The organism is Micromonospora wenchangensis (assembly GCF_002210435.1).
In the GTDB taxonomy this organism is placed as follows: domain Bacteria; phylum Actinomycetota; class Actinomycetes; order Mycobacteriales; family Micromonosporaceae; genus Micromonospora; species Micromonospora wenchangensis.
Window position 1 is genome coordinate 39,129 of the sequence record NZ_MZMV01000044.1, and the last position, 20,946, is coordinate 60,074.

Annotated in this window: 19 protein-coding genes; 6 read left to right on the forward strand and 13 right to left on the reverse strand. The window is 73.5% G+C overall.

Going from position 1 to position 20,946, the window contains the following annotated elements:
• Positions 1-490: 490 nt before the first annotated feature.
• The gene (locus B5D80_RS23020) at positions 491-2,053 is read left to right on the forward strand and encodes a glycosyltransferase family 39 protein (RefSeq protein WP_245854901.1); all 1,563 of its coding nucleotides are present in this window, start codon (positions 491-493) and stop codon (positions 2,051-2,053) included.
• A 15-nt stretch (positions 2,054-2,068) separates the two neighbouring features.
• Here B5D80_RS23020 and B5D80_RS23025 read toward each other — a convergent pair whose 3' ends face one another.
• The 5 genes from B5D80_RS23025 to B5D80_RS23045 all read right to left on the reverse strand — a co-directional run bounded on the left by B5D80_RS23025 (position 2,069) and on the right by B5D80_RS23045 (position 9,118).
• Positions 2,069-3,604 (reverse strand): glycosyltransferase family 39 protein, encoded by a 1,536-nt coding sequence (locus B5D80_RS23025; RefSeq protein ID WP_088646006.1) that lies wholly within the window; start codon positions 3,602-3,604, stop codon positions 2,069-2,071.
• Positions 3,601-4,599 (reverse strand): glycoside hydrolase family 26 protein, encoded by a 999-nt coding sequence (locus B5D80_RS23030; RefSeq protein ID WP_088646007.1) that lies wholly within the window; start codon positions 4,597-4,599, stop codon positions 3,601-3,603. The genes B5D80_RS23025 and B5D80_RS23030 overlap by 4 nt, the downstream gene beginning before the upstream one ends.
• Positions 4,596-6,248 carry a glycosyltransferase family 2 protein gene (locus tag B5D80_RS23035; protein ID WP_211291617.1) on the reverse strand — a complete coding sequence of 551 codons (1,653 nt, stop codon included), beginning with the start codon at positions 6,246-6,248 and terminating at the stop codon, positions 4,596-4,598. Before B5D80_RS23035 ends, B5D80_RS23030 begins: the two co-directional genes overlap by 4 nt.
• Before the next feature lie 262 nt (positions 6,249-6,510).
• Positions 6,511-8,034, reverse strand: coding sequence for a sensor histidine kinase (locus B5D80_RS23040; RefSeq protein ID WP_088646008.1), 1,524 nt, complete (start codon positions 8,032-8,034; stop codon positions 6,511-6,513).
• A 52-nt stretch (positions 8,035-8,086) separates the two neighbouring features.
• The gene (locus tag B5D80_RS23045; RefSeq protein WP_088646009.1) at positions 8,087-9,118 is read right to left on the reverse strand and encodes an SIS domain-containing protein; all 1,032 of its coding nucleotides are present in this window, start codon (positions 9,116-9,118) and stop codon (positions 8,087-8,089) included.
• A gap of 188 nt (positions 9,119-9,306) precedes the next feature.
• Here B5D80_RS23045 and B5D80_RS23050 point away from each other — a divergent pair, with 188 nt between their 5' ends.
• Positions 9,307-11,148 carry a tetratricopeptide repeat protein gene (locus B5D80_RS23050; protein WP_088646010.1) on the forward strand — a complete coding sequence of 614 codons (1,842 nt, stop codon included), beginning with the start codon at positions 9,307-9,309 and terminating at the stop codon, positions 11,146-11,148.
• Positions 11,149-11,311: 163 nt separating this feature from the next.
• Here the strand turns inward: B5D80_RS23050 and B5D80_RS23055 are convergent, their stop codons facing one another.
• A complete protein-coding gene (locus B5D80_RS23055; RefSeq protein ID WP_088646011.1) occupies positions 11,312-12,901 on the reverse strand; it encodes an MDR family MFS transporter in 1,590 nt (529 codons plus the stop codon).
• A 116-nt stretch (positions 12,902-13,017) separates the two neighbouring features.
• On the opposite strand from B5D80_RS23055, the gene B5D80_RS23060 reads away from it, so the two are divergent.
• The gene (locus B5D80_RS23060) at positions 13,018-13,599 is read left to right on the forward strand and encodes a TetR/AcrR family transcriptional regulator (RefSeq protein ID WP_088646012.1); all 582 of its coding nucleotides are present in this window, start codon (positions 13,018-13,020) and stop codon (positions 13,597-13,599) included.
• Positions 13,600-13,605: 6 nt separating this feature from the next.
• Here B5D80_RS23060 and B5D80_RS23065 read toward each other — a convergent pair whose 3' ends face one another.
• Together B5D80_RS23065 and B5D80_RS23070 are read right to left on the reverse strand one after the other, a co-directional pair.
• Positions 13,606-14,154 (reverse strand): GNAT family N-acetyltransferase, encoded by a 549-nt coding sequence (locus tag B5D80_RS23065; RefSeq protein WP_088646013.1) that lies wholly within the window; start codon positions 14,152-14,154, stop codon positions 13,606-13,608.
• Positions 14,151-14,366 (reverse strand): biotin/lipoyl-binding carrier protein, encoded by a 216-nt coding sequence (locus B5D80_RS23070; RefSeq protein WP_088646014.1) that lies wholly within the window; start codon positions 14,364-14,366, stop codon positions 14,151-14,153. Before B5D80_RS23070 ends, B5D80_RS23065 begins: the two co-directional genes overlap by 4 nt.
• A gap of 235 nt (positions 14,367-14,601) precedes the next feature.
• Between B5D80_RS23070 and B5D80_RS35150 the strand changes: the two genes are divergently transcribed.
• Positions 14,602-14,676 (forward strand): 50S ribosomal protein bL37, encoded by a 75-nt coding sequence (locus B5D80_RS35150; protein ID WP_369700219.1) that lies wholly within the window; start codon positions 14,602-14,604, stop codon positions 14,674-14,676.
• 126 nt (positions 14,677-14,802) lie between these two features.
• Here B5D80_RS35150 and rsrA read toward each other — a convergent pair whose 3' ends face one another.
• The 5 genes from rsrA to B5D80_RS23095 form a co-directional block, all read right to left on the reverse strand.
• Positions 14,803-15,090 carry a mycothiol system anti-sigma-R factor gene (gene rsrA / locus B5D80_RS23075; RefSeq protein WP_088646015.1) on the reverse strand — a complete coding sequence of 96 codons (288 nt, stop codon included), beginning with the start codon at positions 15,088-15,090 and terminating at the stop codon, positions 14,803-14,805.
• Between the two features lies 1 nt (position 15,091).
• Entirely contained in the window at positions 15,092-15,913 is an 822-nt protein-coding gene (locus tag B5D80_RS23080; RefSeq protein ID WP_088646016.1) for a sigma-70 family RNA polymerase sigma factor, read from the reverse strand.
• 259 nt (positions 15,914-16,172) lie between these two features.
• A complete protein-coding gene (locus B5D80_RS23085; RefSeq protein ID WP_088646017.1) occupies positions 16,173-16,784 on the reverse strand; it encodes an alpha/beta hydrolase family protein in 612 nt (203 codons plus the stop codon).
• A 32-nt stretch (positions 16,785-16,816) separates the two neighbouring features.
• Positions 16,817-17,209, reverse strand: a complete 393-nt coding sequence (locus tag B5D80_RS23090) for a WhiB family transcriptional regulator (protein ID WP_088646027.1) — start codon at positions 17,207-17,209, stop codon at positions 16,817-16,819.
• Positions 17,210-17,409: 200 nt separating this feature from the next.
• The gene (locus B5D80_RS23095) at positions 17,410-18,108 is read right to left on the reverse strand and encodes an SOS response-associated peptidase (protein WP_088646018.1); all 699 of its coding nucleotides are present in this window, start codon (positions 18,106-18,108) and stop codon (positions 17,410-17,412) included.
• A 102-nt stretch (positions 18,109-18,210) separates the two neighbouring features.
• Here B5D80_RS23095 and aroA point away from each other — a divergent pair, with 102 nt between their 5' ends.
• Both aroA and rsgA read left to right on the forward strand, forming a co-directional pair.
• Positions 18,211-19,512 (forward strand): 3-phosphoshikimate 1-carboxyvinyltransferase, encoded by a 1,302-nt coding sequence (gene aroA / locus B5D80_RS23100; RefSeq protein WP_088646029.1) that lies wholly within the window; start codon positions 18,211-18,213, stop codon positions 19,510-19,512.
• Positions 19,513-19,677: 165 nt separating this feature from the next.
• Positions 19,678-20,610 carry a ribosome small subunit-dependent GTPase A gene (gene rsgA, locus B5D80_RS23105; RefSeq protein ID WP_088646028.1) on the forward strand — a complete coding sequence of 311 codons (933 nt, stop codon included), beginning with the start codon at positions 19,678-19,680 and terminating at the stop codon, positions 20,608-20,610.
• The last annotated feature ends 336 nt before the right edge of the window (positions 20,611-20,946 follow it).

Consider the following 20,946-nt stretch of genomic DNA (forward strand, 5'->3'; position numbering starts at 1 on the left):
GGACGGCCGGGGGCGGGGACGGCCGCCAATGGGCGCGAAAAGGGGTATCCGGCCGGAAAGACACCGCAACATCGGCCCACATGAGTCGATCGAGGGCGATCGGCCGCTCGGACGGCAACCCGTGGGTCGGGACGGGACCCGGGATGCGTCCGGGGAGCGGACGGGGAGCGGACCGGGAGCGGACGGGCGTCGCCGCGAAGGCGACCCCGGCAGGAGGACCCGGACGACCGGTCGCCGGGATCGCGGAGCGGGCGGACCGGCTGCGACCGGGTGAATCGTCTTCGACATCAGCTCGAAAGGACGCGCACCCCACCTCGTGTCCGCCGAGGCAGCCTGGTCACCTCCGGCTCCGGCGGTGCCGCCGGGTCGGGTGTGGGACCCTCGACCCATGGGCACAATGTCCCAAAAAGGGCATTCGGGTGGGCAGTCGGATGCGCACCCGCCTCTTCCCGAATCTCAATCGACGGGCCCGCAGGCTGGACCGGCGCGGGTGGCGGTGTGGGCCGTGCCGCTGCTGGTCACCCTGGTCGCGGGCGGCTCGGGGCTCAGCAGCGCCCAACCCTGGCGGGACGAGCTGGCCACCTGGAGCGCGGCCACCCGACCGGTCGGGGACCTGTTCCGGCTCACCCGTACCGTCGACGCGGCGACGGGGCCGTACTACCTGGTGGTGCACGGCTGGACCGGGGTGTTCGGCGACTCGGTGGCGGCGTTGCGGCTGCCCTCGGTGCTGGCGATGGCGGGGGCGGCGGGCCTCACGGCCGTCCTCGGGCGGCGGTTGTCCGGGGCGTCCGCCGGGCTGCTCGCCGGCCTGCTCTTCGCGGTCCTGCCCGGCACCTCCCGGTACGCGCAGGAGGCCCGGCCGTACGCGCTGGTGACCCTGCTCGCCGTGCTGGCCACCGTGCTGCTGGTCCGCGCCCTGGACCGTCCCGGCCGGCTGCGCTGGGCCGGCTACGCGGCGGCCGTCGCCGGGCTCGGCCTGGCCCACCTGCTCGCCCTGGGTCTGCTCGCCGGGCACGCCGTGGCGGTGCTGACGTTCGCCGCCTGGGGCCCGCCCACCACCGGCCCGACCCGCCCGGCAGCCGCGGACCGCCGACCGGGTATCGACGGACCGGGCGACGGGAGGTGGTGGGGACGGCGGCTGCGCGGGTGGCTGCTGGCCGTGTCGGCCGCCCTGGTGGTGCTGGTGCCGCTGCTGGTCACGGCGCAACGGCAGCGGTCCCACCAGCTCGACTGGGTCGCCGCGGCCCGGCTGGCGGACCTGGCGGCCCTGCCGGGCGCGCTGGCGCAGAGCGGCGTGGTGGGGGGCGTGCTCGTCGGGCTCGCCGCGCTCGGGGCGGCCCGCTCGGGGCGGCGGGCCCTGCTGCTCGGCCTCTGCGTGCTGCTGCCGGTGCTCCTGGTCTTCGTCGCCGCGCTGGCCGTGCCCCTCTGGGTGCCCCGGTACCTGTTCTTCACGGTGCCCTTCGCCTGCCTGCTCGCCGGTGCCGCCCTGGCCGGCCCCGCACCGCCGGCGGGCCGGGCACAGGCCCGGCCGGTGCGCGCCCTGGCCCGTCCCGTCGGGGCGGGGTTGGCGGTGGTGGCGTTCGCCGCCCTGCTCGGGCTGCCCGACCAGGCGGCGGTACGGCACAGCCACGGCTGGCCGCGCAGCGCGACCGTCGACTACCGGGGGGCGGCGGCGGTGATCGCCGCCGGTCAGCGGCCCGGCGACGCGGTGGTCTACGCGCCCCGCCACGGGTGGCTCTTCCTCGACCTCGGCATCGACTACCACCTGCCCCGGATCACCGGTGACCGGGCCGCCGACGGGCCCCGGCCCCGGGACGTGCTGGTCGCCGAGGGGCGGCGGGACCGGGCCGACCTGTGGGTCCGCGAGTGCGACCGGCCCGCCGGGTGCCTGGCCGGCGTGGACCGGGTCTGGCTGGTGGTCGCCGGGCGACACGACGATCCGCTCGCCGCGGTGCCGGGCGGTAAGGGCGACGCGCTGCGGGCCGGGTTCACCGTCGAGCAGGTCCGTTCCCGGCCGGGGGTGACGGTGGCGCTGCTCGTGCGGCGACGCTGACCGCGTCCACCCCGGTCAGGCCGGTTTGCGTTCCAGCAGGACCACCCGTACCCGGTCGAACCGTTCGACGTGCCGGATCAGGAAGCGCTGCCGCAGCAGGGCCTCCCGGGCCGGCGGCAGCCCGGCCAGCGGGTCGTCGAGGTGGCCGGTCTCCACCAGCCAGATCCGCCTGGTGTCGCCGAGACAGGGCAGCGGTTCCGGGCACTCGCGGGCGGTCAGCCAACCGGTCTGCCGGGCGGGGACGGCCACGAAGACGTCCCGGGGGTGGGCCCGGTCGCGCAGGCCGTAGTCGGTGGCCTTGCGGGCCACGTCGCTGGAGCCACCGAACCCGTCGTTGTACGCGACCCCGTCACCCGGCTTGACCTGGGTGCCCAGGTAGCGGACCGCGTCGAGGTAGCGGGGCTGGCCGTCGGCCTCGTTGGAGCGGACCCGCTCCTGGGCCGGCAGGGTCTGCCAGGCCAGCACCGGCAGCAGCACCAGCGCCCCGGCCAGCCAGGCCGCCGGCAGCCGCTCCCGGGTCGCCAGCCGCGCGGTGCGGCAGACCGCGAACGCGGCGAGCAGCGCCCACGCCGGGACGGTGAACAGGAAGTACCGGGCCAGGAAGAGGTGCAGCGTGCCGGCGGTGAGGTAGCCGGCGACCGGGGGCAGCACGGCCCAGACCAGCAGCATCAGCACCGTGGCCCGCCAGCGTGGGCCGGCGACCGCCACCGCGGGCACGGCGAGCGCCGCGACCAGCGCCAGGGTCGCCGTGGTGCCGGTCAGGTTCGCCAGGAAGCGGAGCACGGCGTCGCCGTCGCTCTCCACCCAGGAGATCTGCCCGGACTGCCGGCTGCCGAGGATCAGCACCGGCAGGATGAACAGCCCGGCGATGCCGGTGGACGCCGCCCACCGCCACCTCGGTTCCTCGCCGGGGACCGACCGCCACAGGTGGAACAGGTGCGCGGGCACCACCAGCAGCGCGACGAAGTGCAGCCAGCCGACCAGCACCAGCAGCACGCCGTACGCCCACCAGCGGCCCCGGGTCGGCCGGTCGACCGCGCGGAGGAAGATCCAGGTGGCCGCCACCGCCGCCAGGGTGACCAGGGCATACGAGCGGGCCTCCTGGGCGTACCGGGAGACGGTGGGCAGCAGGGCGAGGACCAGGCCGGCGAGCACCCCCACCGGGGTGTCGAAGAGCCGCCGCCCGATCAGGGTGACCAGCCCGGCGGTGAGCCCCACCGCGAGCACCGACGGCAGCCGCAGGGCGGTCGTCGAGTCCCCGGTCACCGTGGTCAGCGCCGACATGATCAGGTAGTAGCCGGCGTGCACCAGGTCGATGTTGCCCACCAGCATCCGGAACTGCTCGACCGAGAGCGTCGTGACGTGCCAGGTGACCAGCTCGTCGTTCCACAGGTCCCGGGCGTCGAGCCGCCACCAGCCGAGGCCGAGCGCGACGACGGTAGGCAGCAGCGCCCACCAGCCGCCGCCCCGACCCGCCCGCCGGGGTACGGCGTGGCCGGTGACCTCCGCCGGGTCGGCCTGCCCGGTCCACTGCACCGTCGGCGCGGTCACTTCACGGTCCTGATGTCGAAGCCGAAGGTGTCCTTCGCGGCGGACCGGCGGAACGCGCGCAGCGCGGCGTCGTCCCGGTCGATGTTCCACTTCCCGGAGCCGTTGATGTTGAAGTACGCCACCCCGAGGAAGTCCCTGCGCCGGGCGACGTTGGTGAGCAGGTCGGTGATCTGGGCGGGCCGGCGGCTGCTCGGTTCGGCCCCGGTCTCCACGATCAGCAGCGGTCGCCTGGTGAAGGTGCGGATCTGGGTGATCGTGGGGACGAAGAGGTCCTGGAACGTCTTGGGGCCCCGGTTGGTGTAGTAGCCGTCCATGCCGACCCAGTCGACGTAGGCGTCCCCGGGGTACAGCGCCCTGATGCTGACCTTGCGCAGGTAGTTGACGACGTTCGGGGTCCAGGTCCAGATCACGTTGGTGGCACCCTGCTGGGTGAAGATGTCGTGCAGGTGCCGCCAGGCGGCGACGTACTCGGCGGCGGTGGTCTTCTTCGTCCCCCAGGAGTACCAGTGCCCGTTCATCTCGTGGGCGAAGGTGAGCGCGATCGGCAGGTTGAGGGTGCGGACGGCGGCGGCGAACTCCTTGACGTACGCGTCGTGCCTGCCGGCGGCGATGTCCCGCAGGGGCACGTCGTACGGCTCCCAGCGGATCACCGCCAGCGCGCCGTAGTTGTGCAGCTCGCGGACCTCGCTGGCGGCGAATTTGTCGTCGAAGCTCTCGAAGATCGCCACCAGGTTGGGCGTCTTGCCGGTCTCCCCGGCGAACTTCCGGACCCGCTCCATCTCGGCGCCGCCGGTCACGGTGACGCCGAGGTACTTGCCCTTCGGTGACTTCAGCGCGGTCACGTCGTACGCCGGGATCTGTGTCTCGGTGGCGGCGACCCCGCCCGGCCCGCCGGCGGACCCGGCGACCCGGATGTCCACCCTGCGCAGCACGGCGAACTCGGTGAACGCCAGCGCGAGCACCAGCATGAAGGTGACCAGGTACTTCGTCCTCACCTGACGACCTCGACGTCGCGTTCCGGGTCGACCAGCAGCGCCTGCCCGACGACGGCCAGGTAGAAGACCGCACTGAGCAGGGCCGGTACGAAGATCCACGGTGCGGGTTCGACGAGCATCCGCCACCCGGCGACGCCGACCCAGACCAGCCCGGTGCCGGCGGTCCAGACCCTCATGCCGGTCCACAGCCGCCTGGTCTTGCTCTTCTTGGCGGTGCCGCCGGTCGGCTGCCAGCCCATCCGCCGGCCCCGGATGATGTCGATGATGGCGAAGGCGTGCGCCCAGCCGTAGATCATCTTGACCGTCCAGCTCTCCAGGCCGTACCGGTTGCGGTGCCAGAACGGGAAGATGATCAGGTTGTAGACCACGCTGGGCAGGATCAGCAGGTAGTTGGCGATCGCGATCTGGTGCGCGAACACGGTCAGCATCAGCACCGGGATGACCGGCGCGACGAAGGTGAACAGCCCGGTGTGCAGGTAGTAGCAGAAGCCGGAGATGTAGCTGAGCCGGGCCCGCAGCCGCAGCTTCGTCGACCAGAACTTCCTCGACCCGAGCAGGCTCATCGAGCCGGCGCACCAGCGGTACTGCTGGGTGAAGAACGAGTCCACGTCCGACGGGCAGAGCCCGGCGGCCAGCACGACCGGGATGTAACGCAGGTTCCACCCCTTCATCCGCAGGTCGAAGCCGGTGTGCACGTCCTCGGAGTGCTCGATGAGGGTGGACCCGCCGATGGAGAACAGCGCGTCGCGCCGGTAGACGGCGCAGCTACCCACGCAGATCGCCGAGTCGTGGGCCTGCCGGGACACCTGCACCGACCGGTAGAACAGCTCCTGCACCGCCCCGGCCCCGCGCTCCACCCAGGTCTGCCCGAGGTGCACCCGGAAGTACTGCGGCGACTGCACGATGCCCGCCTTCGGCTCGGCGTCGAACCAGGGCAGCATCTGGTCGAGCATGTCCTGACGCGGGACGAAGTCGGCGTCGAGGACCAGGATGAAGTCGCTCATGGTGCGTTCGAAGGCGTACCGCATGTTGCCGGCCTTCTTGTACCAGCCCCGGTTGGGTCGCCGCTGGTAGACGAAGCCGAAGGCGAGCGCCATCCGTTCCATCGCCTCGTTGGGCGAGTCGTCGAGCACGTAGACGGTGACCTCGCCCCGGTAGTGGCGGCCCATCGCCCGCACGTGCTCCCAGGTGTTGCGCAGCACGTGCGCGGGTTCGCCGCAGACCGGCAGGAAGACGTCGACGGTCGGGTACCGGGCCGGCCGCCAGGTGCGGACCAGTTCCTGGTGCCGGGCCAGGTCGAAGCCCGGGGTGAACAGGTTGACCGCGAGCGAGATCAGGTAGTAGGCGACGGTGAAGAACAGCAGCGGGGCGAGCAGCCACAGCCACGGCGCGAGCCGGACGAAGAGCAGTTGGCTGGTGATCAGGCAGCCGAAGCTGACCAGCGACGGCACCATCAGGGCGGCCAGCCGCCGCTTGCGGTAGGAGAGCATCTCGGCGTCCGTCGGCGGCAACGGCACCGGAGCGTACGCGGGCCGGTGCGGCGCGTCGCCGGTCCTGCGCGGGGTCCACTTCGACACCTGCCGCGGCACCCGGAACTCGGCGGTCGGCGACAGCACCGCGGCCGGATCGACCGCAGGCGGTGAGGTCATCGCTTTCGTCTCCCCCGCTCGCCGGGCCGCACGGCCTTCCCGGCAGTGCGAGCGGGATGGGTCGCCGGACGCGTCCAGGAAGCCGGGCACGGTGAACTGGCCGTGTCTGCTTGATGGTGAAGCTAGAAAACTATTCAGTAGGCCGCAAGGTGTCAATGCCCGCGAATCGATCGAAAGCCCCACCGGGCCGCAGATCGTGCGTAGCACTACTCACATTCACCGGAACGTCACCGGTGGGAAACCGGTGCGTCGCCGAGCGTCGTCAGCCCTTCGCCAGCGGGAGCACCAGCACCGCCTCGGTGCCGCCGGTCGGGCCGGGACGCAGCTCGATGCTGCCCCGCAACTCCCCGGTCACCAGGGCCCGGACGATCTGCAACCCGAGCCGCCCACCCCGGTCGGCGTCGAACTCGGCCGGCAGCCCGCGCCCGTTGTCGGTCACCGAGACGTGCAACTGCTTGCGCTGCCGGTGCGCCGAGACGACCACCTCGGGCCGGGTCGCCGGCTCCACCGCCTCGTCGCCCTCCTCGGCCGGCGGGAAGCCGTGCTCGACGGCGTTGAGCAGCAACTCGTTGAGCACCATCACCAGCGAGGTGGCGATCTCGGCGGGCAGCACCCCGAAGCTGCCGGTACGGCGCATCCCGACGCTCACCTCGGTCGCGGCCACCTCGGTCGCCGCGCTCGCCACCCGGTCGACGATCCCGTCGAACTCGACCGCCTCGTCGCTGGACATGGAGAGCGTCTCGTGCACCAGGGCGATGGAGGCGACCCGGCGTACCGACTCCTCCAGGGCGACCCGGGCCTCCGGCATCGACACCCGACGGGCCTGGAGGCGCAGCAGGGCGGCGACGGTCTGCAGGTTGTTCTTCACCCGGTGGTGGATCTCCCGGATGGTGGCGTCCTTGGTGATCAGGGCCCGGTCGCGGCGGCGTACCTCGGTGATGTCGCGGACCAGGACCAGCGCGCCGATCGGCACCCCGGCGGGCATCAGCGGCAGGGCCCGGGTGAGCATCGTCGCCCCCCGGGCGTCGATCTCCCGGCGCGGCGGGCCCTCCCCACGCAGCGCGGCGAGGATGCCGTTGGCCGCCTCGGTGCCGTCGAGCGGGTCGCTGGCCAGCCGGCGGTGCAGCTTCGCCAGGTCCTCGCCCACCAGGTGGGAGGCGTACCCCAACCGGCGGTACGCCGACTGCGCGTTCGGGCTGGCGTAGGTGACCTTGCCGCCCGCGTCGAGCCGGACCAGCCCGTCGCCGACCCGGGGCGCGGAGGTGGTCTCGCCCGGGTGCCGGGGCGGCGGGAAGGTGCCGTCGGCGATCATCTGGGCCAGGTCGTCGGCGGTGGTGAGGTAGTTCAGCTCCAGCTGGCTGGGGGTGCGGGCGGTGGACAGGTTGGTGTCCCGGCCGACCACCGCGATCACCTCGCCGGCCTCCCCGTCGGCGGTCCGCAGCCGCACCGGGATCGCCTCGTGCCGGGCCGGCACGTCGCCGTACCAGACCGGGTCGCCCTCCCGCCAGATCCGGCCCTGCCGGTAGGCGACCTCCAGGTGCGCCACCTCCGGCCCGCCCACGATCCGGCCGACCTGGTCGTCCAGGTAGGCGGTCGGGGCGGTCGTCGGGCGGACCTGGGCGACGCAGAGGAACGTGCCGTCGGCGTCCACCGGCACCCACAGCAGCAGGTCGGCGAAGGACAGGTCGGACAGCAGCTGCCAGTCGCCGGCGATCCGGTGGAGGTGGTCGATGTCGGCCGGGCGGAGCTGGGTGTGCTCCTCGGCGAGGTCGCGCAGCGTGGACACGAGACACAGCGTGCCACGCCCACCCGGACGCCGTCGCGCTGGCAGGGCCGGGTCACATCGTCGCGGTGACCTTCTTCAGTCCGCGCGGGGCGTCCGGGTCCTCACCCCGGGCCAGCGCCAGGGCGAGGGCGAGGCGTTGCAACGGCAGGATGTCCAGCAGCGGCGCGTACCGCTCGTCGACCTCGGGCACCGCCATCCGGGTGGCCCCCTCGACCTCGGCCGAGCCGACCACCACCACGTCGGCCCGCCGCTCGCCGAGGCGGGGCAGCACCTCGCCCATGGACCGGCCGCCGGGGCCGGAGCCGACCACGGCCAGCACCGGCACGTCCGGGTCGGTCATCGCCAGCGGGCCGTGCAGCAGGTCGGCGCCGGAGAACGCCAGCGCCGGCAGGTAGGACGTCTCCATCAGCTTCAGCGCCGCCTCCCGGGCGGTCGGGTACGCGTACCCCCGGCCGGTGGTGACGAGCTGGCCGGCGAACCGGTACCGCGGGGCGAGCTGGGTCGGGGTGGGGTCGGCCAGGGTGCGCTCGGCCAGCTCGGGGAGGCGTTCCAGGGCGGCCCGCTGGTCGGCCGGCAGCACGCCGTCCCCGGCCCGGATGCCCTCCACCAGCAGCAGCAGGGCGAGCAGCTCGGCGGTGTACGTCTTGGTGGCGGCGACCGCCCGCTCGTGCCCGGCAGCGATGTCGACGCCCAGCTCGGCGGTCCGCGCCAGCGGCGAGTCGGGGTCGTTGGTGACCGCCAGGGTGAGCGCGCCGGCGTCGCGGGCGGTGCGCAGCACCTCGGTCAGGTCAGGTGAGCCGCCGCTCTGGCTGACCCCGACGACGAGCGCGTCGGAGAGGTCGGGGCGGGCCCCGTAGACGGTGACCGCGCTGGGCGAGGCGAGCCCGGCGGGCAGCCCGAGCCGGATCTCGGTCAGGTACGCCCCGTAGAGGGCGGCGTGGTCGGAGGTGCCGCGGGCGGTGAAGACCACGTGCCGGGGGCGGCGTCGGGCGACGACCGCCGCGACCCGGGCGATCGCCGCGGCGTGCTCGGTGGAGAGCAGCCGCGCGTAACCGGCCGGCTGCTCGGCGATGTCGGCGGCCATGCCGGCCCCTGGCTGCGTCACGGAGACTCCCTTCGCTGCGCGAATGCCGCGCGTTTCATGTTCAGTCTTGCACGATTGAGTCCTGATCGACAATCCATCGCGCACTAACGCGCAGAAGATCGGCACCTGTTGCCGGTATCCCCTACGCTTGCCCAGCCCTGGCAACCCCCTGCTAGCGAGAGGCCGACGTGTCGGAGGAGCCACCCGCGTTGACCGCGGCCGAGGAACTCGCCCTCGCCCGGCTCGCGCTCGACGAGGGCGACCTGGCCCACGCCGCCGACCACCTCGCCGCCGCGCTGGTGCTGGCACCGACCCTGCCCGACACGCACGAGACGCTCACCCGGATCGCCGCCGCCTCGGGCGGCGACCTCGACCTCTTCCCGCTCGGCCAACGGGCCCACGTCGGGGCCGTGGTCGCCCGCGCCCACCTGCTCGCCGCCGCCGGCCGCCCGGCCGAAGGGCTCGACCTGCTGGTCGCCGCCACCGGCCACGCCCCCGGCGTCGACTGGGCCGGGGTGCCCTGGGTCACCGCCCCCGAGCTGGCCCAACGGCTCGACCCGGACCGCTGCGCCCGGATCCTCATGCAGGTCTGCGCCGCGGTGCCCGACCCGGTCCCCCGCGCCGGGCGGGCGCCCCTGACGCCGTACCTCACCCTGGCCCGGCACGCAGTCGCCGCGCACCCCCGGCACGCGCTGCTGCTCGGCGCGGCGTCCGCGCTGGCCCGGCGGCTCGGCGAGGTCACCCTCGCGGTCACCTGGGCCAGCCGGGGGGTACGCGAGGCACCGTCCAAGCTCGGCGAGGTCTGGCTCGGGTACGCCTACCGCAGCGCCGGGCGGACCCGCGACGCCCTGGCCGCGCTGGAACGGGCCGTCGGGCACGACCCCGACGACCTCGCCGTCTACGCCGACATCGCCGGCACCCTGGCCGACCACGGCCGGCTCGACGAGGCCCTCGGCTGGATCGACCGGGCGCTGACCCGCGACCCGACCTTCGACTGCGCGGTGCACACCGCGCACCGGCTGCGGTTCCTGCGCGACGGCGACGTGGCACACCTGGTCGACCTCGCCGACTTCACCCGGGACCACCCCGACGACAGCCACGAGCACACCGACCTCGCCGAGTCCTGCCGGGGACGCCCCTGGCTGGGGCAGGTCACCCCGGCGACCGGCGCGATGGTCGACGCGCTGCGCCGCGCGCTCGCCGCCGACGGCTTCCCCGACGCGGCGGTACGCCTCGACACGGTCGAACCGCCGAGCGCGATGCGTACCGTCGCCGCCGCCGTGCCCGGCCTGCACGTCGAGGTGACCGGGGTGGCCGAGCCGGACCCCCGCGAGCCCCGTCGGGACACCGGCTACCGGCTCTGGCGTTACGAGGGCACCACCGCCGCGCCGGCCCTGCCCACCCCGTCCCCGGCCGCCGCCGAGCGGGTACGCCACCTGGCCCACCCCGCCTGGCCGCACCCACCGGCCGCGTACGACGCCGCGGTCGGGCTGGCCACCCTGGACCTGGCCGACCTGCTGGGCCTGCTGGTGCACCCGCCCGACGCGCCACCGACCGCGCTGGGCCGGGTGCTCAGCGGTCAGGACCCGTCGCTGTGGGTCCGGTGTGTGCAGGTCTGGGCCTGCCTCGGCCTGCTGCACCACCGCACCGACGAGCCGTGGGCGACCTCGACCCGCCGCCGGGTGCTGGTGGAACTGATCTGGGGCGTGGAGGACTGGATCACCGAGGCGGCGCTGTTCGCCCTGGTCACCGCCGCCTGGATCGACCCGACGGTACGCCCCGACGTGGCCGGCCTGGTGGCCGAGCGGCTCGCCGACGTGGCGGCCGTCGCGCAGGGCCGGGCGGTGCCGATCGCCGTCTCCCTGGCCCACCTGGCACTGGCCACCCCGGCCGTCGACCCGGACACCACCGCGCTGGCCCACCGGCTGCTCGCCACCCCGCCCGGGGCCCGCCGGGGCCGCCGCCTGACCCGTGCCTGGCGTCGCCTCACCGCCCTGGTCCGCCGCCGCCCCGGCCCCCGCCCAGCTTGATCGACTCCCCGGGGCCGAGGTAGCGGTATCCGAGCCGGTTGATGCCGCAACATCGGCCCAAGCGAGTCGATCACGGAGGCGGGCACGACGGAGGCGGGCACGACGGGCGCGGCCGGCCCGTACCCCTGGCGGGGACGGACCGGCCGTTACGGACGGGACCGGGTCAGGAGACCGGGGCCTTGCCGAGGGCGACCTCGGCCTGCTCCTCGCCGCTGGCGTCCGGCGGCGGGACGGCGTTCGCCGTGCGGAGCGGGATCTCCCGGATGAACCAGGCGAGCACCGGCACCGCGATCGTGATGATCGTCGCCCAGAAGAAGACGTGCGAGATGGCGTCGGAGAGCCCGCCGAGCACCACCTCACGCGCCTGCGCCGGCAGTTCCTTGAGCTTCGTCAGGTCCATCCCCCGGCCCTCGCCGGTGCCGCCGGCGAACGCGCTGCCGGCCGGCGAGTCGGCGAGCCGGTTGGCGAAGATCGCGCCGAACAGCGAGATGCCGAACGAACCGCCGATGGAGCGGAAGAAGGTGGCCGCGCCGCTGGCCGCGCCGAGGTCCTTCTGCTCCACGCTGTTCTGTGCGATCAGCATCGAGGTCTGCATCAGGAAGCCCATGCCGGCCCCGAGGACCAGCATGTAGAGCGACGACTCGACCTTGCCGGTGTCGACCTTCAGCAGGGACAGCAGCGCCATACCGACGGCCATCACGACGCCGCCGACGATCGGGAACATCCGGTAGCGGCCGGTCCTGGTGATGGCCCGGCCGACCACCAGCGACACCACCAGCATCCCGAACATCAGCGGGAGCAGGAGCAGGCCGCTGTTGGTGGCCGAGGCGCCCTGCACGGTCTGCTGGTAGAGCGGCAGGAAGTTCATCGCGCCGAACATGGCGAAGCCGAGCAGGAAACCGATCACCGAGATCAGCGCGAAGTTGCGGTTGGCGAAGAGGCCGAGCGGCAGGATCGGCTCGACGACCCGCCGTTCGACGATGCCGAAGGCCACCAGGCTGACCAGGGCCAGCGCGGCGAGGCCGAGGATCTGCGCGGACGCCCAGTCGTACTCGTTGCCGCCCCAGGTGGTGATCAGGACGATCGCGGTGATGCCGACGGAGAGCAGGCCCGCGCCCAGCCAGTCGATCCGGTGCTCGGTGCGGTACTTCGGCAGGTGCATGCTGGTGGCGAGGATCAGCAGCGCGAGGCCACCGAGCGGCAGGTTGACGTAGAACGCCCAGCGCCAGGAGAGGTTGTCGGTGATGAACCCGCCGACCAGCGGGCCGGCGACCATGGCGACCGCCATGATGCCGGCGATCATGCCCTGGTAGCGGCCCCGCTCACGCGGCGGCACGAGGTCACCGATGATCGCCATCACGCCGACCATCAGACCGCCGGCACCCAGCCCCTGCACGGCCCGGAAGGCGATCAGCTCGACCATCCCGTTGCCGGTGCCGCCGAGCATCTCGGAGCCGGACATCCCGCACAGCGCCGACCCGATCAGGAAGATGACCACCGAGGTCAGGAAGACCGCCTTGCGGCCGTAGAGGTCGCCGAGCTTGCCCCAGATCGGGGTGGAGACCGTGGTGCCCAGCACGTACGCGGTGACCACCCAGGTGAAGTGGTTGACACCGCCGAACTCGCTGACGATCCGCGGCAGCGCGGTGCTGACGATCATGTTGTCGAGCATCGCGAGCATCATCGCGATCATGAGGCCGAACAGCACCACCCGGATGTTGGGTTTCGCCCTCGCCTGGGTTTCCTGAGTCATGGGTAAGCTCCCCCGGAGATCTCTAGCACTTACTTACCGGCCGGCTAGTCACTTTACTAGCCGCACGGTAAGTTGGAGAGCGGGACCCCGTCAAGCGAGTTGGGTGGTAGGTACAGGTGACTCAGAGCACAGGCGGCACGCGCGGGCGCATCCAGGCCGTCGCCCTGGAGCTCTTCACCGAGCAGGGGTACGAGAAGACCTCGCTCCGGGAGATCGCCGAGCGGCTCGGTGTCACCAAGGCCGCGCTCTACTACCACTTCAAGAGCAAGGACGAGATCGTCAACAGCTTCGTCGAGGACCGGTTGCACCGGATGGACGAGCTGATCGACTGGGCCCGCGACCAACCCGCCAGCCGGGCCACCCGACGGGAACTGGTCAGCCAGTACGCCGACATGATGTTCGGCACCGGGCAGTCCCTGGTGATGCGGTTCTTCGAACAGAACCAGACAGTGCTCAAGAGCCTCGCCGCCGGTCAGCAGATGCGCGAACGGATGTACCAGCTCGCCGACGCGATCTGCCTCGGCGACGACTCCCCCCGGGCCCAGCTCCGGGCGACACTGGTGCTGTTCGCCGTGCACAGCAGCTGGTTCGCCGTCCGGACCCCGGACGTCACCGACGACGAACGCAAGAAGATCGCCCTTGAGGTCGCCGACGAGCTGCTGGCCGGCATCGAGGAGGGCGGCCCGGCAGACCGCTGACGGCGTTCAGCCGACGGCGGGCCGGTCCGGGCCGGCGGGCAACGCCATCCGCAGGGCCAGCAGGTCGACACCGGGCAGCGGCGACCAGTCCCGCTGCGGGGTACGCACGAAACCGAGCCCCGCGTACAGCCGGTGGGCGGCGTCGGCGAGCCCGCTGCGGACGCAGATGACCATCGCCGTGCAGCCCTGCGCCACCGCCCGGGACAGGCAGGCCCGCACCAGCGCCACCCCCACGCCCCGCCCCTGGGCGGCCGGGTCCACCGCCAGCATCCGGAACTCCGCCTCGCCCGGCCCGGACAGCTCCGCGTACGGGCTGCCGGGCAGCACGTAGGTGACCGAGCCGAGGACCGTGCCGGTCGCCCCGTCGACGGCGACCAGGATCTCGCCGTGCTCCGCCCGACCGGCCACGTCGGCCAGCACCGCGCCGTAGCCGTTCTCGCCCTTGAGCTGACCGTCGGCCTCGTAGGCGGCGACGGTCAACCGGGCCACCGCCGGGAACTCGGCCGGTACGGCCCGCCGGACCAGCAGCCCGGCCGACCGGTCGCCGGGGCTCAACCGATCACCGCAATCAGGTCACCGTCCTGCACCACGTCGCCCTCGTTGACCACGAGCTGCTCAACCACCCCGTCGGACTCGGCGACGACCGGGATCTCCATCTTCATCGACTCCAGGATCACCAGCGTGTCCCCCTCGGAGACGGTGTCCCCCCTCGACGCGACGACCTTCCACACGTTGGCCACCATCTCGGCGCGGATCTCCTCGGCCATCACGGCCCTCCCTCTCCACCGGGTGTGCTTGCGTCGGTATCCAATCACGGACCGACCCCGCGTGGGCGGGAGAGCGCCACGCGCACCCCGGCGTACCCCTGCCGCCCCGGCGCACGACGGCGCACGCCGGCCGCACTAGCATCATCAGGTCGGACCCGACGCCGGGAGGCCGGCGGCGTGCACGCGGTCGCGGGTCGACCGCAGCAGGGGTCGGACCCATCACGAGGAGGTCAGTATGGCGAAGAAGGCCCGTAAGAAGAAGGCCCGTAAGAAGAGCGGCGCGAACCACGGCAAGCGCCCCAACTCCTGAGCCGTTGCGGCGGGCGACCGCCGCGACGTCAGGTCCGGCCCCGCGCCGGACACGCCGGTGGCCCGGGTCGACTCGACCCGGGCCACCGGCGTTCGTCTCGTCCACGGCGGGTCCGCCGTGCGGGTGTCACTCGGCGAGTTCGCGGGACTCGCTGGCCTCGAAGACCACCAGCTCGGTGAGGCGTACCCGCAGCCGCTCGCGCAGCTTGTCGGGGGCGGTCTCGTTACCGCAGCACCGGGCCACCAGCGCCCGCACCTCCTGCTCGATGCCGTACTCGCGCAGGCAGGGCCCGCACTCGTCCAGGTGGTAGCGGATCAGCGAGCGGCGTTCCTCGGCGCACTCCAGGTCGAGGTAGAGGTAGACCTCCGCGAGCACTTCCCGGCAGTCCGTCTCGTGCGGCTTCCCACAGCTCACGTCACACCTCCCGACCGGCAGTGGCGGTGGTCGAACCCTTCGCGGGCTGCGCGGCGCTGAAGCCGCGCTCCGCGGCGTACCGCTCCAGCAGCTTGCGCAGGTTACGACGCCCGCGGTGCAACCGGGACATCACGGTGCCGATCGGCGTGCCCATGATGTCGGCGACCTCCTTGTACGAGAAGCCCTCGACATCGGTCAGGTAGACGGCCAGGCGGAACTCCTCAGGCAACTGCTGGAGGGCCTCCTTGACGTCGGTGTCCGGCAGCCGGTCCAGTGCCTCGGTCTCGGCCGACCGCAACCCGCTGGAGGTGTGCGACTCGGCCTCGGCGAGCTGCCAGTCGGTGATCTCCTCCGTGGGCGCCTGGATGGGCTGGCGCTGCCGCTTGCGGTAGGAGTTGATGTAGGTGTTGGTCAGGATCCGGTAGAGCCAGGCCTTCAGGTTGGTGCCCTGCTCGAACTGGTGGAAGGCCGCGTACGCCTTCAGGTACGTCTCCTGGACCAGGTCCTCGGCGTCGGCCGGGTTACGCGTCATCCGCAGCCCGGCGGCGTAGAGCTGATCGACGAAGGGCATCGCGTCCCGCTCGAAGCGGGCCCTGCGCTCGTCCGTCTTCTCGGTGGTCAACCGCACATCCCCTCGCGTCGGATGCTGTCCCGCCGAGGATACGCGGACGGACCGGTCCGCAGCTTCCGTTCTGCCGGGTGTGCCCGTACTCACCACCCGGGGGCCGGTCCCCACCGCCGGCCAGTCCGGGCCGTCGAGCAGCCTTCTGAGCTGCCGCGCGTCCCGATCGTCCCGCTCCCGGCTCCGTGTCTCGGTCGGCACCGGTCACCCCCCTCGCCAGATTCCTCGTCCGGGAGTCGTAACACCCGACCGCCGGCCGCACATTCCGCCGGCCCCCGCTCCTGGTCCCGGCCCGCCCGGTCGGCTACCGGAGGACTGGGACCAGGAAGGGCCTGGGAGGGACGGTCCCGACCACCCGAACCGGAAGGTCGGCACCACCGGATGCAACGAGGGGTCCGGCGGGGCGGAAACGGGTGGTCAGCACGGCGAACGGGCCCGGCGATGCGGGTGGCCGCAGCGGTCAGCGGGCCCACCGGTAGGTGCGCAGCCAGGCGAGCACCGCGGCGGCCACCCCGGCCGGGTCCTGGCGCAGGTCGTGACGTTCGCCACGGCGCACGACCACCTGCACCGGGCCGGCGGCGACGGGCAGCCCGAACGGGTCCCGGTCGCCGTTGACCACCAGCGTGGGCAGGCCGGTGACCAGCTCGTCGGCCCGGGAACGCTCCGGGCGGCCGGGCGGGTGCAGCGGGAAGGCCAGGGCGACGACCCCGACCGCCCCCACCGCGCCGGCCGTCCGGCAGGCCACCCGGGCGCCGCTGGACCGGCCACCGACCAGCAGCGGCAGGTCGGGGTGCCGGCGGCGCAGTACGGCCAGCACCGCCGTCCACGCCTCGTCCAGGTGCCCCGCCGGGGCCGGCGCCCGGCGGCCGGCCACCCGGTAGGGCTGGGTCACCCGGGCCACCAGCACCCCGGCGTCGCGGGCGGTGTCGCGTACGGCCAGCAGGTCCGGGGCGTCCACCGCACCGCCGGCCCCGTGGCCGAGCACGAGTAGGGACGTCGGCGGGCCGGTCGGCCGGTCGGTGTCGACCCGGGCCGGGCCGCGCGGGGTGTCGAGCTGCGTGGAGCGGGACATCCGGCCATTCTGCGCCGTGGCCGGCGGGATGATCAGCTCAACGGCACCAGGGTGAGCAACTGGTCGCGCACCGGTGGACCGGCGTCGCCGGCCGCACCGGAGTCGGCGCCGACCTCGCCGCGCCAGGCGACCAGCATGGCCCGGCGCTCGCGGGGCGTGGTGCCGCCCCACACGCCGTGGGTGTCGCCCACCTCCAGCGCCCAGGCCAGGCAGGAACCCTGCACGTCGCAGCTACGGCAGAGCGCGACCGCCGCGTCGGCCGGTTCGTTGGGCGCCGGAAAGAACGTCTCCGGGTCCACGCTCTGGCAGGTACCTCTGGTCCGCCAGGCATCGTCGGAACGGCGGTCCCGCAACGCGCGGAGCAGTCGCGGATCTCGTCGTGCGGCGGCCACCTCGTGCGGTCGGGGCATACGTGCCCGGGTCATCACACCCACCTCCCCCGTGGGACCGGCAAGATCGACGGGCGTCGTTCGCACTGCGCGAGGACGCTCCCAGTGCCAGCGCTGTGTTGTATCGCACTGTCGGCTACCGAGACAAGAGGTGTGCCGGAAAGATGGCAAAAGATCCGAGCGACGTTTCACCCGGAACTCTGGCAATTCGTACGCGCCAATGTCACCTATCGCGATCAGAACAGTGCGTCGTTCCCGTGGGAGCGTTCCCGGTCCGGCGACACCCGGACGGTCAACTCCGGGCCGTCGTTGCGCACGTCGCCCACCGCCGTACCGACCGGGCGGATCTCCAGCCCGGCGAGCCAGTCCGCCGGCGGCGGGACCAGCAGCGCCGCCGGGTCGTCGGCCGGGGCGAGCCAGTCCGCCCACCGGTCGGGCGGCAGCAGCAGCGGCATCCGGTCGTGCACCTCGGCCAGCTCGCCCACCGCCGCCGTGGTGAGCACGCTGAACGTGAGCGTCGTCTCCCACCGCGACCAGATCCCGGCCAACGCCAGCACCGAACCGTCCCGCGGGGTCATGAAGTAGGGCTGCTTGCCGCCGCCGGCCCGGCGCACCCACTCGTACCAGCCGTCGGCCGGGACCAGGCAGCGGCGGCGGGCGAACGGCAGGGCGTACGCCCGGCTGGTGGCGACCGTCTCGGCCCGCGCGTTGATCATCCGGGCCGCCCCGGCGGCCGACTTCGCCCAGTGCGGCACCAGCCCCCAGCGGCCCACCGAGAGCGCCCGCCCCCGCTCCGGATCGACCCGCACCAGCGGCACCCGGTCGGTCGGCGCGACGTTGTGGTCCGGCCGGACCCCGCCGTCGGTGTCGTCGTACGACTCGAAGACCGCGCTCAGGTCCCCGGAGCTCCGGGTCGTCGCGTACCTGCCGCACATGACGCCAACGCTAACCCCCCGCGCCGCCGTCGGCTGTCCCGCCCACCGGGAGTCGGCCCGTCGGCAGGCTCGAAATCGCCGTCGGGTTGGCAGAATGTGACCGTGGGAAACCTGACCGCCACCCGTCCGCAGCAGCCCTGGGCGGCACCGACCGCCACCGACCCGGTCACCGCCGCCCTGCGCCTCCCCGGCTCCAAGTCGATGACCGCGCGGGCCCTGGTGCTCAGCGCGCTGGCCGGCGGCCCGTCGACACTGCACGGGCCGCTGCGCGCCCGCGACACCGAACTCATGGCCGGGGGGCTGCGGGCGATGGGCGCCCACGTCTCGGTCTCCGACGACGACCGCTGGCTCGTCCGACCGCACCGGCTGGTCGGCCCGGCCCACGTCGACGTCGGGCTCGCCGGCACCGTGATGCGGTTCGTCCCGCCGGTCGCCGGGCTCACCGAGGGACGGGTCACCTTCGACGGCGACCCGCAGGCCCGGGTCCGGCCGCTCGGCCCGCTGATCGGCGCACTGCGCTCGCTCGGCGTCCGGATCGACGCGCCGGAGACCGGCAGCCTGCCCCTGGTGGTGCAGGGCGTCGGCCGGGTCACCGGCGGCGAGGTGGTGATCGACGCCTCCGCCTCCAGCCAGCTCGTCTCCGGCCTGCTGCTCGCCGGGGCACGCTTCGACCGGGGCGTGGTGGTCCGGCACCAGGGCCCACCGGTGCCCTCCGCGCCGCACCTGCGGATGACGGTGCAGATGCTGCGGGCCGCCGGGGCGGCCGTCGACGACACCGTCCCCGACGTGTGGGTGGTCGAGCCGGGACCGCTCGCCGGCCGCGGCTGGGAGATCGAACCCGACCTCTCCGGCGCGGTCCCGTTCTTCGCCGCCGCCCTGGTCACCGGCGGCGAGGTCACCCTCCAGGGGTGGCCGCACAACAGCGTCCAGCCCGTCGAGCAGCTCCGCTCGCTGCTGGACCGGATGGGCGGCGAGGTCACCCTGACCACCGCCGGGCTGACCGTGCGGGGCACCGGCACCGTGCACGGCCTGACCGCCGACCTGTCCGACGTCAGCGAGCTGACCCCGGCGCTGACCGCGCTCGCCATGCTTGCCGACTCGCCGTCGACGTTCACCGGCATCGGCCACATCCGGGGGCACGAGACCGACCGGATCGCCGCGCTGGCCCGGGAGTTCACCGGGCTCGGCGCCGACCTGACCGAGACCGCCGACGGGCTGGAGATCCGGCCCCGACCGCTACGCGGGGGCACCTTCCGCACCTACGCCGACCACCGGATGGCGCACGCCGCCGCGGTGGCCGGGCTCGCCGTCCCCGGCATCGAGGTGGACGACGTGGCGTGCACCTCGAAGACCATGCCCGAGTTCCCGGCACTATGGTCGGCGATGGTGACCGGCAAGAGCTGACGGCGGAGGGGGCGGGTCCTGGCAACCAAGCGACGGGAGTACGACGAGGACGACGTACGGGTCCGGCCCGGCCGGTCCTCACGTCCGCGTACCCGGACCCGCCCCCGGCACGACGACGCGGTCGACGGGTTCGTGATCGCCGTCGACCGGGGCCGCTACACCTGCGTGCTCCCCGACGCCCCGGACGGTGCCGCCGTCACCGCCATGCGGGCCCGCGAACTGGGCCGCAAGTCGGTGGTGGTCGGCGACCGGGTGAGCCTGGTCGGCGACGTCTCCGGCGCGGACGGGGCACTGGCCCGGATCGTCCGGATCGCCGAGCGGCGCTCGGTGCTGCGGCGCACCGCCGACGACGACGAGAACACCGCCGAGGGACGGCTGGAACGGGTGGTGGTCGCCAACGCCGACCAACTGGTGATCGTCAGCGCGCTGGCCGACCCGCCGCCCCGGACCGGCTTCATCGACCGTTGCCTGGTCGCGGCGTACGACGCCGACATCGAGCCGCTGCTCTGCCTCACCAAGGCCGACCTGGCCGGCCCGGCACAGGTGGTCGGCTACTACACCGAACTGGAACTGCCGTACGTGCTGGTCCGGCCCGACTCCGACCTCGACGCGCTGCGCGCCCTGCTCGCCGGCCGGGTGTCGGTGCTGGTGGGGCACTCCGGGGTCGGCAAGTCGACGCTGGTCAACCGGCTGGTGCCGGACGCGCTGCGGGCGGTAGGCGTGGTCAGCGCCATCGGCCGGGGCCGGCACACCTCCACCAGCGCGGTGGCGCTGCGGCTGCCGCGTACCCCGGACGGCGACGGTGACCCGGGCTGGATCGTGGACACCCCGGGCATCCGCAGTTTCGGGCTGGCCCACGTCTCGGCCGAGAGCCTGCTGCACGGGTTCCCCGACCTGGTGGAGGGGACGGTGGACTGCCCGCCCAACTGCCCGCACACCCCGGACGAGGCGGACTGCGCCCTGGACGCCTGGGTGGCCGCCGGCAAGGCCGACCCGCGCCGGCTGGCCTCGTACCGTCGGCTGCTGGCCTCCCGCGCCGGCGAGGGCGACCCCCGCGAAGCGGAACGCAACCCCGGCGACCCCCTCGCCGGCTCCTGACCGCCCTTCCCCTCACCTCCCGCCCCGCCCTCGTCCGGCCCTGCCCGCGCGCCCCTGCCGGCCCCGCACCCGACGCCCCGACCCCACCGCCCCCACGCCCCGGTGATCAAGAAGTTTGCGTCAAGTGATCAAGAGGTTTGCGTCAATCCTAGGCGCTGCCGTGACGCAAACCTCTTGATCACGCGAGCGGAGGGCGGAGGGCGGGGGGGCGGGGGGCGGGGAGCGGGAGCGGGGAGCGGGAGCGGGGGTGGGGGCGGGCGGGGTGGGGGTGGTGGGGAGGGGGTTAGGGTTTCGGGGTGACGGGGTATGCGGGTGACATCGATCTTGCTCATCGGC